Annotated in this window: 11 protein-coding genes, 1 tRNA gene and 1 pseudogene; 11 read left to right on the forward strand and 2 right to left on the reverse strand. The window is 73.8% G+C overall.

Annotation, left to right across the window (positions count from 1 at the left end; all coding sequences use genetic code 11):
• Positions 1 to 789 (forward strand): annotated as a pseudogene (locus AB5970_RS08320) (hypothetical protein); the annotation flags it as partial.
• Between the two features lie 53 nt (positions 790 to 842).
• Positions 843 to 915: transfer RNA gene (locus tag AB5970_RS08325), tRNA-Ala, on the forward strand.
• Between the two features lie 57 nt (positions 916 to 972).
• Here the strand turns inward: AB5970_RS08325 and AB5970_RS08330 are convergent.
• Positions 973 to 1,248, reverse strand: a complete 276-nt coding sequence (locus tag AB5970_RS08330; protein WP_370503463.1) for a GlsB/YeaQ/YmgE family stress response membrane protein — start codon at positions 1,246 to 1,248, stop codon at positions 973 to 975.
• Positions 1,249 to 1,347: 99 nt separating this feature from the next.
• Between AB5970_RS08330 and AB5970_RS08335 the strand changes: the two genes are divergently transcribed.
• Together AB5970_RS08335 and AB5970_RS08340 are read left to right on the forward strand one after the other, a co-directional pair.
• Entirely contained in the window at positions 1,348 to 2,334 is a 987-nt protein-coding gene (locus tag AB5970_RS08335; protein WP_370503464.1) for a bile acid:sodium symporter family protein, read from the forward strand.
• A 64-nt stretch (positions 2,335 to 2,398) separates the two neighbouring features.
• The gene (locus AB5970_RS08340; protein WP_370503465.1) at positions 2,399 to 3,865 is read left to right on the forward strand and encodes a family 20 glycosylhydrolase; all 1,467 of its coding nucleotides are present in this window, start codon (positions 2,399 to 2,401) and stop codon (positions 3,863 to 3,865) included.
• Here AB5970_RS08340 and AB5970_RS08345 read toward each other — a convergent pair.
• Positions 3,862 to 5,613 carry a dolichyl-phosphate-mannose--protein mannosyltransferase gene (locus AB5970_RS08345; RefSeq protein ID WP_370503466.1) on the reverse strand — a complete coding sequence of 584 codons (1,752 nt, stop codon included), beginning with the start codon at positions 5,611 to 5,613 and terminating at the stop codon, positions 3,862 to 3,864. The genes AB5970_RS08340 and AB5970_RS08345 overlap by 4 nt on opposite strands.
• Positions 5,614 to 5,679: 66 nt before the next feature.
• Between AB5970_RS08345 and rsmI the strand changes: the two genes are divergently transcribed.
• From rsmI to AB5970_RS08380, 7 genes are all read left to right on the forward strand, one after another.
• The gene (gene rsmI / locus AB5970_RS08350) at positions 5,680 to 6,537 is read left to right on the forward strand and encodes a 16S rRNA (cytidine(1402)-2'-O)-methyltransferase (RefSeq protein ID WP_370503467.1); all 858 of its coding nucleotides are present in this window, start codon (positions 5,680 to 5,682) and stop codon (positions 6,535 to 6,537) included.
• 52 nt (positions 6,538 to 6,589) lie between these two features.
• On the forward strand, positions 6,590 to 7,744 hold the full coding sequence (locus AB5970_RS08355) for a PQQ-dependent sugar dehydrogenase (protein ID WP_370503468.1): 1,155 nt from the start codon (positions 6,590 to 6,592) through the stop codon (positions 7,742 to 7,744).
• Between the two features lie 370 nt (positions 7,745 to 8,114).
• Positions 8,115 to 8,975 carry a DUF559 domain-containing protein gene (locus AB5970_RS08360; protein WP_370503469.1) on the forward strand — a complete coding sequence of 287 codons (861 nt, stop codon included), beginning with the start codon at positions 8,115 to 8,117 and terminating at the stop codon, positions 8,973 to 8,975.
• Positions 8,976 to 9,320: 345 nt separating this feature from the next.
• Positions 9,321 to 11,114 carry a methionine--tRNA ligase gene (gene metG / locus AB5970_RS08365; RefSeq protein WP_370503470.1) on the forward strand — a complete coding sequence of 598 codons (1,794 nt, stop codon included), beginning with the start codon at positions 9,321 to 9,323 and terminating at the stop codon, positions 11,112 to 11,114.
• Positions 11,114 to 12,031, forward strand: coding sequence for a TatD family hydrolase (locus AB5970_RS08370; protein ID WP_370503471.1), 918 nt, complete (start codon positions 11,114 to 11,116; stop codon positions 12,029 to 12,031). The genes metG and AB5970_RS08370 overlap by 1 nt, the downstream gene beginning before the upstream one ends.
• Before the next feature lie 232 nt (positions 12,032 to 12,263).
• Entirely contained in the window at positions 12,264 to 13,397 is a 1,134-nt protein-coding gene (locus AB5970_RS08375) for a ubiquitin-like domain-containing protein (RefSeq protein WP_370503472.1), read from the forward strand.
• 326 nt (positions 13,398 to 13,723) lie between these two features.
• Positions 13,724 to 15,007 carry a ubiquitin-like domain-containing protein gene (locus tag AB5970_RS08380; RefSeq protein WP_370503473.1) on the forward strand — a complete coding sequence of 428 codons (1,284 nt, stop codon included), beginning with the start codon at positions 13,724 to 13,726 and terminating at the stop codon, positions 15,005 to 15,007.
• The last annotated feature ends 42 nt before the right edge of the window (positions 15,008 to 15,049 follow it).

Below are 15,049 nucleotides of genomic sequence, written 5' to 3' on the forward strand. Positions count from 1 at the left end.
GGTCACGGGGACGTCGAACCGCCGCGGGTCGCTCACGTGCACCGGTCCCCGCGCCACCTGGCCGGGCTGCTGGTCGCCGCGACCGTGGTCGGCTGGGCGGCCGTCGGGCTGAGCCCGCTGGTCACGTGGGCGGCCGGCGCCGTCCCGACCGTCCTGCTCGGCTCCGTCCTCGTGCTCGGCCGGCGCGCCGTGCTCGCCGGACGGGAGGCCGACCAGGCGTGGGAGCAGAAGATCGCCGACGAGCGCCGCGTGGCCTCCGGGCCGCGCACGGGTGCGATGCGGGCGGTGGCCACCGCCTCGCGCGCCGCAACCCCGGCTCCCACCGCGAAGCCCGCTCCCTCCTCCGCGACACCCGCCGTCGCCACGCCCGAGGCGCCCCTGGCCTTCGTCACCGGCCGCGCCGTCCATCCGTCGGACGCCAGCACCGAGGTCTTCGCGCGCATCGTCGAGGACAAGGGCGAGTCCGACGGCCCGGCGCGGCACGCGTCGACCGGGCAGGTCCCCGTGGTCCGTCGGTCGGTGGCGGAGCGCTCGGCGCCCGGCGAGGAGTCCGAGGACGAGGCCTGGTCGCCGGTCCCGGTCCCGCGCCCGACCTACACGATGAAGGCGTCGGCACCCCGCCGCGAGCCGGCCCCGCTGGAGAACCTCGAGGGCTCGACGGCCGCTCGCACGGCCGAGGTCGAGGCCCCCGCCGACACCGAGCGCGCCCCGCTCGAGGCGCCCGTGGAGACCACCGGCAGCCTCGACCTCAACGCGGTCCTGGCCAAGCGCCGCGCGGCGGGGGAGTGACCCCTCGATTTCGCGATCCGGCGGCCGCTGGTGTTAGTCTTTAGGCCGCTCGCGGGGCTGTGGCGCAGTTGGTAGCGCGTCTCGTTCGCAATGAGAAGGTCAGGGGTTCGAATCCCCTCAGCTCCACCCGCACACGAAGGCGGCCCCCCATCCGGGAGGCCGCCTTCGTCGTCGTACGGGCGGTCAGAGCAGGCTGCGGCGGCGTCCGCGCGAGCCCGAGACGGCCGCGACACCGATCGCGGCGAGCACGACCTGGAACAGCAGCTCGATCCAGTCCACGCCCGGGGTGTCCTGCACGCCGACGAGGCTGGCCAGGTAGGTGCCGATCAGCGCGGCCACGATGCCGATCACGATGGTGAGCAGGATCGAGATGCGCTGCCGCCCACGGACCAGGAGCCGGCCGAGGATGCCGATCACGGCGCCGATGATGATGGCGGAGATGATGCCTTCGGGGGTCATGGGAACTCCTTGACTTCGAGGGGTTCGTTCGGGTACGACGGCTGAATCTAGGGGGGATCCTCCGGATCCGCGCGCCGAGCGCGGTGACAGACTGTCGCCGTGCTCTCGGTCGCGCCCACCGCCGGACTGGCCTCGCGGGTCCGCGGATGGGTCGACCCGCTGGTCGTCCTGATCCTCTCCGCGCTGCTGCTGGGGCTGCTGGTCCCCGCGCGCGGCACGGCCGCCGAGGTGCTGGCCGTTTTGCGGACGGCGGCGATCGTGCTGCTGTTCTTCCTCTACGGCGCGCGCATGGCCACGGACGAGATCTGGGCCGGGCTGCGCAACTGGCGGCTGCAGGGCTCGATGCTCGCGGCCACCTACGTCGCGTTCCCGGTGCTCGGCCTGCTGGTCCAGCTGCTGCCCGACGCCGTGGTCTCGCCGGAGCTCAAGACCGGCCTGCTGTACCTCTCGTTGCTGCCGTCGACGGTGCAGGCCTCGGTGGTGTTCACGTCGATCGCGCGCGGCAACGTCGCCGGGGCGATCACGGGCGCGACGATCTCCAACCTCGTCGGCATCGTGCTCACGCCGGTGCTGGTCGGCCTGCTGCTCGCGCGCACCACGGGCGGCATCGGCAACCCGGCGGGCATCCTGCTCCAGCTGCTGCTGCCGTTCGCGGCCGGGCAGGTGCTCCAGCGGTGGATCGGCACCTGGGTGCGCGCGCATGCCCGCCTCACGCGCGTGACCGACCGCGGCGCGATCGCGCTCGTGGCGTACACGTCCGTGAGCTCGGCGACGGTCTCCGGGGCGTGGGCGCACGTCACGTGGGTCGTGGTGGTGGTGCTGGTGGTGGTCTGCGCGGCGATGCTGGCGACCATGCTCGCGCTCACCTGGACGGGTGGCGGGCGGCTGGGGCTGGCCCGCGGCGACCGCGTCGCGCTGCTGATGTGCGGGTCCAAGAAGAGCCTGGCCACGGGGCTGCCGATGGCCGCGGTGCTCTTCACCCCGGCGCTCGCCGCGAGCGTCGCGCTGCCCGTGATCGTCTTCCACCAGCTGCAGCTGGCGACGTGCGCGGTGCTGGCGCGCCGGTTGGCCGCGCACGTCGAGTAGCGTCTGGCCTGGACCGGCTCGCCCGGACCGTCTCCGCCGCCGTCCCGCCTCGCCGAGGAGCTTCGTGCCCGACGTGATCGCCGTCGTCCCCCAGCCCGCCGTGCTCGACCGCACCGGGGACGCGCCCTTCCTGTTCACCGATGCCACCACCGTCGTGGTGGACGGACGCCCGGACCTCATCGGCATCGCCGTGCTGGCGGCGGACCTGCTCGGCCGCGTGAGCGGACGCGCCGTCGAGGTGCGCTACGCCGAGGCCGGGGTCTCCGACATCGTGCGGCTGCGGCTCGTCGAGTCCCTGCCGGCCGGCGACGAGGCCTACCGCGTGGTCGCGCGCAACGGGCGCGTCGACCTCGAGGCCCGGACGCCCGCCGGGCTCGTGCGCGCGATCGTCACCCTGCGCCAGCTGATCGTCACGGCGCCCGGCGGGGTGCTCCGCGTGCCGGCCGTGCGCATCGAGGACTGGCCGCGGTACGCCTGGCGGGGGCTGTCGATCGACGTCGCCCGGCACTTCGTCACCGTGCCCGACCTCAAGGTCGTCATCGGCCTGATGTCCCACTACAAGCTCAACGTGCTGCACCTGCACCTCACCGACGACCAGGGCTGGCGGCTGCACGTGCCGTCGCGGCCGCTGCTCACCCGGCTGTCCAGCAGCACGTCCGTCGGCGGCGACCCGGGCGGGTTCTACTCGCCCGAGGACTTCGCCGACATCGTGGCCTACGGCGCCGTGCGCGGCGTCCGCGTGGTGCCCGAGGTCGACGTGCCCGGCCACGTCAACGCCGCCACGCACGCCTACGGCGAGCTGACACCGTCGGGTGAGCCGACGGAGGCGTACACGGGGATCGAGGTGGGCTTCAGCCGCCTGCACGCGGACCTGCCCGCCACCGGCCCGTTCCTCACCGACGTGTTCGCCGACGTCGCCGCGATGACCCCGGGCGAGTACGTCCACATCGGGGGCGACGAGGTGCTGACGATGGAGGCCGACGAGTACGCCACCTTCGTCGCCGCCGCGTCGGCGGCGGTGCGCGCGGCGGGCAAGAAGGTGGTCGGGTGGCAGGAGATCGCGCACACCCCGCTCGAGCCCGGCACCGTCGTGCAGTACTGGGACACCCGCGTGGACCCGGCGCCGTTCGTGGAAGCCGCCCAGGCCGGTGCGCTCCTGCTGATGTCGCCGGGCTCCAAGGCGTACCTCGACATGAAGTACGACGCGAGCACCGAGCTGGGCCTCGAGTGGGCCGGGCACATCGAGCTGCGCGACGCCTACGACTGGGAGCCCAGCACCCTGATCGAGGGCGTGCCCGCCGCGTCCGTCATCGGGGTCGAGGCGGCCCTGTGGACCGAGACCCTGCGCAACCTGCCCGAGCTCCTGCAGATGCTGCTGCCACGGCTCGCGGCCGTCGCCGAGGTGGCGTGGTCGTCGCCCGAGCGCCGCGACTGGGACGGCTTCCGCGGGCGGATCTCCCAGCACGCAGCGCTGTGGGACCGCCTGGGCCTGGCCTGGTACCCGAGCCCGCAGGTGGACTGGACCCGCTAGACCCAGGTGCGCAGCCACATGTGGGCGTGCCAGAAGTTGTACGGCACCACCCAGCCGGTCCACACGGGGTAGAAGAACGCGCTGACCAGCAGGATCAGGCCGACCAGCAGCCCGCAGCCGATGATCGCCCAGCGCCTGCCGCGCGGGTCGAGGTCCTTCGGGCCGACCACCAGGCCCATGACGTAGACCAGCGTGAGCACGACCCAGGGCGTGAACGCGATCGAGTAGAACGTGAAGATCGTGCGGTGCGCGTAGGCGAACCAGGGCAGCCACCCGGCGACGATGCCGGACAGCACCGCGGCGGCGCGCCAGTCGCGGAACCGGAACAGCCAGACGACCGCCACGATGATCGCCGCCGCCGCGCACCACCAGAGCACGGGGTTGCCGAGGGCGACGATGGCCTGCGAGCAGCTGGGGGCGCCGCACGCGTCGTGGGCCGCCTGACCCGTGAGCCCGGAGATCTCGGTGGGGTAGAAGAACGACGTCGGGCGCCACTGCACGATCCAGCCGATCGGGTGCGCCGCGTAGGAGTGCGGCGTCTCGAGCCCGTTGTGGAACGCCCACATGTCCTGGTGGTACTTCCAGAACGACCGCAGCACCGGCGGCAGCCACTGCACGCCGAGGTCCGGGTTCTGCTCGGCCCAGAGCCGGCCGTAGGACTCGCGGTGCAGGAACCACGACCACCAGCTGCCGACGTAGACGACCACCGCGATGCCGACCATGGCGACCCCGGCGACGATACCGTCCTTGAGGATCCCGGCGCGCCACCAGTGACGGACGCCGATCGCGCGCCGGGCCGTGAGGTCCCAGGCCACGCTGAGCAGCCCGAACACCGCCAGGAAGTACATCGCGGACCACTTGGTGCCCAGCGCGAGCCCGAGCAGCACGGCCGCCGCGAGCCGCCACCAGCGGACCCCGAGCCGCGGGCCGTCGCCCAGGTCGCCGCCCGCGTCGAGCACGGCCGCCGCCCGGTCGGCCAGCCGTCGTCGGGCCTGGTCGCGGTCCAGCAGGAGCGCCCCGAACGCCGCGAGCAGGAAGAACATGAGGAAGGGGTCGAGCAGGCTGATGCGGGACATGACGATCGCCTCGCCGTCGACCGCCATCAGCAGGCCGGCCACGGTGCCGAGCGCGGTCGACGCGAACAGCCGCCGGCCGATGCGCGCGACCATCAGCACGGCGAGCGTGCCGCAGACCGCGGCCGACAGCCGCCACGCCGCCGAGCTGCCCACGCCGCCCCCGACGTGCATGCCCAGCGCGATCAGCCACTTGCCCACCTGCGGGTGCACCACGTACTCGCCGACGTGGGTCAGGCCGCTGGTGTCGCCCGCCTCGAACGCCGGGTTCGGGTTGTCGCCCCACTGCGCCTCGAAGCCGTTGACCAGCAGCGAGTAGGCGTCCTTGACGTAGTACGTCTCGTCGAACACGAGGCGGTGCGGCCGGCCCAGGTCCCAGAACCGCAGGAGCCCGGCGAGCACGGTCACCCCGAGCGCCCACAGCCACCCGGTGAGGCGCGCGCGGGGGTCGCGGTCGAGCGCGAGCGTGTCGTCGCCGAGCAGCCGCCGCAGGAACCGGCCGCGGTGCGACTCCTCGGGCCCCTCGACGTCGCGGACGGGGCTGTCCACGAGGCTCGTCGCGAGGTCGTCCGCGGGCTCCTCGTGCGGCGTCGGCAGCTCGGGGCCGGGGGAGGCGGTGGCGCCGCCCTGACGGTCGGTCAGGGTCGCGGCGTCGTCGGGTCCGGTGGGCGGCACGCGGTCATCGTAGGGGCGAGGACTGTGCGGCGGGAGAGGGCCGGTGGGAGGTGGCAGGCTGACCGCGTGAGTCCCACCGAGCAGACCCCGGGCCGCCTCGTGCTGGCCGCGACGCCGATCGGCAACACCGAGGACGCCTCGGCGCACCTGCGCCGGCTGCTCGCCGAGGCCGACGTCGTGGCCGCCGAGGACACCCGACGGCTGCGGGCCCTGGCGGCGCGCCTCGGGGTCGAGATCGGCGGACGCGTGGTCAGCCACCACGAGCACAACGAGGCCGAGCGGTCCGCGGACCTGCTCGAGGTCGTCGCGGGCGGCGGCACGGTCGTCGTCGTCACCGACGCCGGCATGCCCGCCGTCTCCGACCCCGGGTTCCGCGTGGTCACCGCGGCGGTCGCCGCCGGGCTGCCCGTCACGTCCGCGCCCGGTCCGAGCGCCGTGCTCACCGCGCTCGCGCTCTCGGGCCTGCCCACCGACCGGTTCTGCTTCGAGGGCTTCCCGCCGCGCAAGCCGGGCGAGCGGGCGCGGGCCCTCGAGCTGCTGGCCGACGAGCGCCGCACGATGGTGTTCTTCGAGGCGCCGCACCGGCTCGACGACACGCTCGCCGCGATGGCCGACGCGTTCGGCGCGGACCGCCCGGCCGCGGTCTGCCGCGAGCTGACCAAGACCTACGAGGAGATCGTGCGCGGCCCGCTCGCCGAGCTGGTCGCGTGGGCGTCGGCGGACCAGGTGCGCGGGGAGATCGTCGTCGTGGTGGGCGGGGCCGTGAAGGCGGTCGAGCTGTCCACCGCCGACCTGGTGGCCGAGGTGCTGTCCCGCGCGGACGGCGGCGAGCGCCTGAAGGACGCGGTCGCCGAGGTGGCGGCGGCGGCGGGCGTGCCCAAGCGCGACCTGTACGCGGCGGCGCTGGCGGCCAAGACGCGCTGACGGGTGATCCTCGCCGTCCGGTCCGGCCCCGGCGTGCAGGCCCGCGCCGGCCGTGGTCGGCTGGAGCATGGGCTGGCTGGGCAGGAGCGTCGCGGCGAGCGTGCTGGTCGTCGCGCTCGCGGCCTGTGGTCCCGACGACGCCGGCCCGGGCCCCCTGCCGTCGAGCGCGCCGTCGCCCACGTCCGCGGTGTCGGTCGCGCCGCCCAGCGGCCCGCCGAGCGTCCAGGTGACGGACGTCGAGGAGATCATCGGTGACCTCGACGTGCCGTGGGGGCTCGCGTTCCTGCCGGACGGCGAGGCGGTGGTCACGCTGCGCGGGGCCGCCGGCCTGATCCTCGTCGGCCCCGACGGTGCCGCGACCACCGTGACCGGGCCGGGCGCCGACCAGCTGGCGTCCCTCGTGGTCCCCGCCGGCGAGGGCGGCCTGCTCGGCGTGGCGGTGCTCGGGTCGTCGGGGAGCTCGGTGGACCTGGCGCTGTACGCGACGGCCGCCGACGACAACCGTGTGCTGCGCGGCACGCTCGACGGGTCGACCCTGGGCGAGCTGCACCCGATCCTCACGGGCATCCACAAGGCGGGCAACCACGACGGCGGCCGGCTGGCGGTCGGCCCCGACGGCTACCTGTACGTGACCACCGGCGACGCCGGCGACCGGCCGTCCGCGCAGGACCCCGACAGCCTCAACGGCAAGATCCTGCGCATCACGGCCGACGGCGACCCGGCGCCGGGCAACCCGTTCCCGGGATCGCCCGTGTGGAGCCTGGGCCACCGCAACGTGCAGGGCCTCGGCTGGTCGTCGGACGGGCGCATGTTCGCCTCCGAGTTCGGCCAGGACACCTGGGACGAGCTCAACGTCATCGTGCCCGGCGGCAACTACGGCTGGCCCACGATCGAGGGCCCCTCCGACGACCCGGACTTCGTGGCGCCCGTCGCGACCTGGGCCACGGACGACGCGTCGCCCAGCGGGCTGGCGGTCACCGACGAGGGCGTCTACCTGGCCGCGCTGCGCGGCGAGCGGCTCTGGCGCGTCCCGCTGACCGCCACGGGGGTCGGGACGCCCGAGGCGCTGCTGGTCGGGGAGTACGGACGGCTGCGGGCGGTCGGGGTGGCTCCGGATGGGTCGCTGTGGGTGGTCACCGGCAACACCGACGGCCGCGGCGACCCGGGCCCGCGCGACGACCGGATCCTGCGCGTCGAGGTCGGCTGACCCGTCGCTCCCTGCCGCACTGGTGACGTGTGGTGCAGCCGTCGCCGGATCGGGGGCGCACCCGTCCCACGAGCACCACGTGCGGCAGCCTCGGACGCGGGGATCGGCGGTCGTCAACCGGTCCGCCTCCGGTTCCCACCGATCGGCGTCGGACCCTGCCGCACTAGTGACCTGCGGTGCCGCCGTCGACGGATCGGGGGCGCACCCGTCCCACGAGCACCAACTGCGGCAGCCTCGAACGGGGCGAACCGGCCGGGCGCCCGCTGCCCGCCGCAGGACCGGCCGCCCACAGCCCCTGCGCGGCGCTGCCTTCTCCACAGCATCGCGCGGTCGGTTCTCTCGGGTGACGGTGCGGTAGTCGGATGCGCGGGTGCCCGATGCGATCTCTCAGCGGCTCGCCGCGCTCGGCGGGGCGGCCCGACGGAGCGAGCTCGTACGACGGCGCGGGGACGTCGATGCCCTGCGGCGAGCCGTCGACGACGGGGCGGTCGCGCGGGTGGGACGCGGGGTCTACTGCATCGAGGGCGCGCCGGACGCGCTCGTCGCAGCCGCCGCGCACGGAGCGCTGGTCGCCTGCGTCTCCGCTGTCGCGCTCGCCGGCGTCGCCGTCGTCGTCCGACCTGAACACCCCCACCTCGCGGCGCCGAGAGATCGGGGCGTGGTGCGGTCGACCGTGCGAGACGCGTTCCCGTGCGTCATCCATCGCGAGCTCGTTCCCGGCGAGCGACGTTCGCCGGGTGCCACGGTCGTTCCGCTGGCGACGGCGCTGGCGCGGATGCTGCTGTGCTGCCCGCCGGACCACGCGGTCGTGTCGATCGACAGCGGAGTCCAGAGGAGGCTGGTGACGACCGCGGCCATCGCTGACTCGCTCGGTGCCACGGCACCCGTCGGTGCGCGAGTGGTGCTGGCGAGGGCCGACGGGCGGAGCAGGTCGCCCATCGAGACGCTCGCGCGACTCGCGCTCCGGGCGGCCGGGCTCCCGGTCGAGGTCGCCGTGGTGGTCCCGATGGTCGGTGAGGTCGACCTCGTCGTCGCGGGACGAGTCGTCGTGGAGCTCGACGGTTTCGCATACCACTCCGGGCCGGTCGAGTTCCGTGAGGACCGGCGCCGGGACCGCGAACTCGCGCTGCAGGGGTACGTCGTCCTTCGTTTCACCGCGCAGGACGTCCTGCACGACGTCGCGCGCCTCGTCGCCGTCGTTCGCGCCGCAGTCGGCATGTCACGGCGATGACCGGGGATCGCCGCCGCGTCCGACGCTGCCGCACTGGTGACGAGAGAGTCCGGAGTTGCGGCTACCGAGCACCACGGCGCCCACGGTCACCCAGAGCGGCAGGGTGCGACGCCGACGCCGCGAGAAGGTTCCTCGCGGAGCGCACCAGCCTCGGGCGCGGTGGGGGCCACGGACGACGCGGAGAGCGCCGGCATCGAGTGCGGCAGGGTGCGACCGCCCGACCCGACGGCCGCGGCGACCCCGGCCCGCGGGACGACCGGATCCTGCGCGTCGAGGTCGGCTGACCGGTCGCTCCGCGACGGACGCCCCCGCGACCGGCCGGCGCGCTCACCTAGGATCGGCCGCATGTCTCGCATCCTCTCGGCCGTCGCGTGGCCCTACGCGAACGGCCCCCGCCACATCGGTCACGTCGCCGGCTTCGGTGTCCCGTCGGACATCTTCAGCCGCTACATGCGGATGGCGGGCAACGAGGTGCTGATGGTCTCGGGCACCGACGAGCACGGGACCCCGATCCTGGTGCTGGCGGAGCAGGAGGGCGTGAGCCCGCAGGAGCTGGCCGACCGCTACAACCGCGTGATCGTCGAGGACCTGACCAACCTCGGGCTGAGCTACGACCTGTTCACGCGGACCACGACGCGCAACCACTACGCGGTCGTGCAGGAGATGTTCCGCACGGTGCACAAGAACGGCTACATGATCGAGCAGTCGACCATGGGCGCCATCTCGCCGAGCACCGGGCGCACGCTGCCCGACCGGTACGTCGAGGGCACCTGCCCGATCTGCGGGTACGACGGCGCGCGCGGCGACCAGTGCGACAACTGCGGCAACCAGCTGGACGCCATCGACCTCATCAACCCGCACAGCCGGATCAACGGCGAGACGCCCAAGTTCGTGGAGTCGAACCACTTCTTCCTCGACCTGCCGGCGTTCGCGAGCGCGCTCGAGGCATGGCTGCGGACCCGCGAGGGCTGGCGCCCGAATGTCCTGAACTTCTCGCTCAACCTCATCGACGACCTGCGCCCGCGGGCCATGACGCGCGACATCGACTGGGGCATCCCGGTCCCGCTGCCCGGGTGGGAGGACAACCCGAACAAGCGCCTGTACGTGTGGTTCGACGCGGTGATCGGGTACCTGTCGGCGTCGATCGAGTGGGCGCGCCGCAGCGGCGACCCCGACGCGTGGCGCCCGTTCTGGAACGACCCCGAGGCCCTGAGCTACTACTTCATGGGCAAGGACAACATCACGTTCCACTCGCAGATCTGGCCGGCGGAGCTGCTCGCGTACGACGGCCGCGGGACCAAGGGCGGCGCGCCGGGCGAGTTCGGCACGCTCAACCTGCCGACCGAGGTGGTGTCCAGCGAGTTCCTCACCATGGAGGGCAAGCAGTTCAGCTCGTCGCGCGGCGTGGTCATCTACGTGCGCGACCTGCTCTCGCGCTACCAGCCCGACGCGCTGCGCTACTTCCTGTCGGTGGCCGGCCCGGAGAACCAGGACTCCGACTTCACGTGGGCGGACTTCAAGACGCGCACCAACACCGAGCTCGTGGCGGGCTGGGGCAACCTGGTCAACCGCACCGCGAGCCTGATCCACAAGAACTTCGGCGAGGTGCCGACGCCCGGCGAGCTGCTGCCCGTGGACCAGGGCCTGCTCGCGACGACGGCGGCGGGGTTCGGCAAGGTCGGCGAGCTGCTGGGCGGGCACCGCAACAAGGCGGCGATCGGCGAGGCGATGCGCGTGGTCCAGGAGGCCAACCGCTACATCTCGGAGACCGAGCCGTGGAAGCTCACGGGCGACCGCGACCGCCTGGGCACGGTGCTGCACACGGCCGCGCAGGCGGTGAGCGACGCCAACACGCTGCTGGCCCCGTTCCTGCCGCACTCGGCGCAGAAGGTGCACGAGGTGCTGGGCGGCACCGGCACGTTCTCGCCGCTGCCCCGGATCGACGAGGTCACGGACCTGGACGACGACTCCCGCCACTACCCGGTGATCACGGGGGACTACGAGCTCGGCCGCACGGTCGCGCCGTGGCAGTCGAACCCCCTCGTCCCAGGCACGCCGATCGCCAAGCCGGTGCCGGTGTTCACCAAGCTCGACGACTCGATCGTCGAGGAGGAGCTCGAGCGGCTGCGCCAGGCCTGATGGCGAGGACCAAGGATCGCAGCTGGCCCGCGCCCCCCGAGCCGCTGCCGGACGCGGTCGTCGACAACCACACCCACTTCGACACCGTGCTGCCCTGGCAGGCCGACGGGTGGGACGTCGACGGCCGGACGCCCGACCTCGCCGCGCACCTCGAGCGCGCCGCCTCCGTCGGCGTGACCCGGATGGTCCAGGTGGGCTGCGACCTCGACGCCATCGCCTGGACCGACGCGGCCGTCCGTGCGCACCCGCAGCTGCTCGGCGCCGTGGCCGTCCACCCGAACGAGGCGGTGCGCCACGCGGGCGTCGTCGAAGCGGCCCCCGACGGGCTCGACCCGGAGGCGCCGTACGAGGTGGGGCTCGCGGAGGCGATCGGCGTGGTGGAGCGGACCGCGCGCGCCAACCCCCGCATCCGCGCCATCGGCGAGACCGGCCTGGACCACTTCCGCGCCGGCCCCCGCGGCCGCGAGGTCCAGCGGGAGGCGTTCCGCGCGCACATCGCGCTGGCCAAGGAGCTGGGCCTCGCGCTGCAGATCCACGACCGCGACGCCCACGACGAGGTGGTCGAGGTGCTGCTGGCCGACGGCGCCCCCGACCGCACGGTGTTCCACTGCTTCTCGGGAGACGCCGAGCTGGCCCGGCTCGCGGTCGCGCACGGCTGGTACCTCTCGTTCGCCGGCCCGGTGTCGTTCGGCCCGAACGACGAGCTCCGCGCGGCGCTCCGCGAGGTGCCCCCGAGCCTGCTGCTGGTCGAGACGGACGCCCCGTACCTGACCGTCCACCCGTTCCGCGGGCGCCCGAACGCGCCGTACCTGCTGCCGGGCACGGTCCGCACGGTCGCGGAGGTGACCGGGCGGGACCTGGCGGAGGTCTGCCGCGGGCTGTCGGCGACGGCGGAGACCGTCTACGGCACGTGGTGAGGGGTATGTCCCGGTCTGTCGCCGGACACACGGGTGACCGTGGTCCCGGAGGGCGGACCTCGACTACCCGCGTCGGTCACGGATCGGTTACGGTCGGACTCGTTCGCCGCGATCTGGACACGTGTCCGTGCGCCGGACCCGACCACCGGCCGAGAGGAACCACCGCGTGAAGCCCGACCAGGAGCGTGCGACGCAGCGTCGCGGACTCCGTGGTCGACGTGCCGTTCGCGTGGTGGCCCAGGCCGCCGTGCTCGCCGTCGTGGCGGCCGCGACCAGCGCCTTCGCGGTCCTGCACAAGACGGTCACCGTCGACGTCGACGGCTCGTCGGTCCAGGTCGAGGCCTTCGGGCGCACGGTCGGGGACATGCTCGCGAGCGGCGGCATCGAGGTGGGTGACCGCGACCTGGTGGCCCCCGGGCTGGACCAGCCGATCGCGCGCTCCGGCCAGATCGTCGTGCGGCACGGTCGCGAGCTCGCTGTCGAGGTCGACGGGTCGCAGCGCGCGGTGTGGACCACGGCGCTGACGGTGGGCGAGGCGGTCGACGGGCTCGGGCTGCGCGACGACGAGGTGCGGCTGTCGGCGTCCCGGTCCGCGGAGCTCGGCCGCGACATGCTGCGGGTCTCGACGCTCAAGACGATCCACCTGGTGGTCGACGGCCAGGTGATCGACGGCCTGAGCAGCGCCGCGACGGTCCGCGACGCGCTGCGGGACATCGGCCTCGTGCTCGACGACGGCGACCAGGTCTCCGTCCCGCTCGACGCCACGGCGGTCGACGGCCTCGTGGTCCTGGTGACCCGGGCCAGCACCGGCGGCGAGACGGTGACCGAGGCGATGCCGTTCGAGTCCCAGGAGGTCGAGGACCCCGGGATGGTCAAGGGCAACTCGGTCATCACCACCAAGGGCAAGGCCGGCGTCCGCACGACGACCTACCAGCTGGAGGTCGTCGGCGGCGTCGTCGTCGGTCGCACGCCGATCGCCTCGGTGGTCACGGTCCCGCCGGTCACGCAGGTCACCAAGGTCGGCACCGCCGAGCTGCCGGACCCGTCCGTCGTCGCGGTCGAGCCGGGCACCGCGCAGGCGCTGGGCAAGGAGATGGCGGCCGCCCGGGGCTGGGGCGACGACCAGTTCGCGTGCCTGCTCTCGCTGTGGAACCAGGAGAGCGGCTGGCGCGTCAACGCGGCCAACAAGTCCTCCGGCGCCTACGGCATCCCGCAGGCGCTGCCGGGCTCGAAGATGGCGACGGTCGGCGCCGACTGGCAGACCAACCCCGCCACGCAGATCACCTGGGGCCTGAACTACATCGGCGGCCGCTACGGCAACCCGTGCGGCGCGTGGGCGCAGCACGAGGCCAAGGGTTGGTACTGATTCACCCCTTGCGAGCGAATTGACCCTGTGACGGCGCTCACGCCGCCTGACGTGGGGCGACGCCCGAGATCGCGGCCCGACGACGCACGGATGTACCGCATCACGCGGTAGGCGCGCTGGCGTTTGGGTCACGATCCGGTTACGGTCGGTGACGCCTCGCGATCTGGACGTCAGACCATCTGTGCTGACGAACGGCCCACGGGGCGTCGGCGCCCGCTCGCGTGGGCCGCCGTGACGGCCGGATCGGGGATCCGGTACCGACGGGTGACACCCCCCTCCGGGTGTCCGCCGAACCTCCCTCCGGGGTTCTCCGCCGGGTGTCGCACATGCGGCGCGCACCGCACCCCGTGCCCGGGCACCTCGACGGCTGGAGCCCCGTGCAGTTCTCGACCCTCATCCCTGGACCTTTCGCGCGATCCCGCGCCGCGTCCGAGCCCGACAGCACGGACGAGCCCCGCACGAAGGACCACCGGTCCGGTCGGGCACGCATCCTCCCCATCACCGCCGCCGCAGCGGCCCTCGTCCTCGCGGGCGGGTCCGCGGCCTTCGCCCACGCGCAGAAGACCGTGACGCTCGACGTGGACGGCAACGTCTCGCAGCTCAGCACGTTCGCGGGCTCGGTCGACGGGCTCCTCGACGACCAGGGCGTCGTCGTCGGCGCGCGCGACGTCGTGAGCCAGGACGGCTCCCTGGGCGAGGGCGCCGAGATCGTGGTGCGTCACGCGCACCAGGTCGCGGTGACCGTCGACGGCCAGGAGCAGTCCGTCTGGACCACCGCCCTGTCCGCCGACGAGGCGCTCGACTCCCTCGCGGCGCGCGGCCAGTCCGTCGCGCTGGTCGCCTCGCGGTCCGCCGCCGGTGGCCGCCCCGAGCTCTCGCTCGACCTCGCGCTGCACGGTGCGGCCGATGTGGTCGTCGACGGGCAGACCCTGCCGGTCGTCGACGCCGACGCCCGCGTCGCCCAGGTGCTCGGCGAGCTCGGCGTCACGCTGAACCCGCTCGACCGCGTCTCGGTGGTCCGCAACGACGCCGGTCGCGTCCAGGTGATCGTCAACCGCGTCACCATGCAGGACGTCACCTCCACCGCGGCGGTCCCGTTCGCGTCGAGCACGCAGCAGGACGCGTCGCGCTACACCGACCAGAAGCGCACCCTGACCGCGGGCGTCCCCGGCGTCCGCACGGTCGTCGAGCGCGTCACCACGGTCGACGGCGTCGAGTCGGGCCGCGTCACGCTGTCCGACGCCGTCACGCAGGCGCCCGTGGACGAGGTGCTGAGCGTCGGCACCAAGGCGCGCCCGGTCGTGGTGAAGCCGAAGGCGGCGCCGGTCGCGGCCGCCACCGGCACGCCGGTCACCGCGGGTGGCAGCGCCGACTCGCTCAACTGGGCGGCCCTGGCCCGCTGCGAGTCGGGCGGCAACCCCGCCTCGGTCTCCGCCAGCGGCAAGTACTACGGCCTCTACCAGTTCTCGCTGGGCACCTGGGCGGGCGTCGGCGGCTCGGGTCTCCCGTCGCAGGCGTCGCCCGACGAGCAGACCGCTCGCGCGAAGATGCTCTACAACCGCTCGGGCGCCGGCCAGTGGCCCGTCTGCGGGAAGAACCTCTTCAGCTGATCTCCGGCTGACCACGCAGAACCCCCGTCCGGGCCTCCCGGG

This window comes from Cellulomonas sp. ICMP 17802 (assembly GCF_041295535.1).
Lineage (GTDB): Bacteria > Actinomycetota > Actinomycetes > Actinomycetales > Cellulomonadaceae > Cellulomonas.

Bases quoted from the DNA above. Each gene is read 5' to 3' on its own strand.
- AB5970_RS08330 (WP_370503463.1), bottom strand. From the start codon at position 1,248: ATGACCCCCGAAGGCATCATCTCCGCCATCATCATCGGCGCCGTGATC.
- metG (WP_370503470.1), top strand. From the start codon at position 9,321: ATGTCTCGCATCCTCTCGGCCGTCGCGTGGCCCTACGCGAACGGCCCC.
- AB5970_RS08370 (WP_370503471.1), top strand. From the start codon at position 11,114: ATGGCGAGGACCAAGGATCGCAGCTGGCCCGCGCCCCCCGAGCCGCTG.
- AB5970_RS08380 (WP_370503473.1), top strand. From the start codon at position 13,724: ATGCGGCGCGCACCGCACCCCGTGCCCGGGCACCTCGACGGCTGGAGC.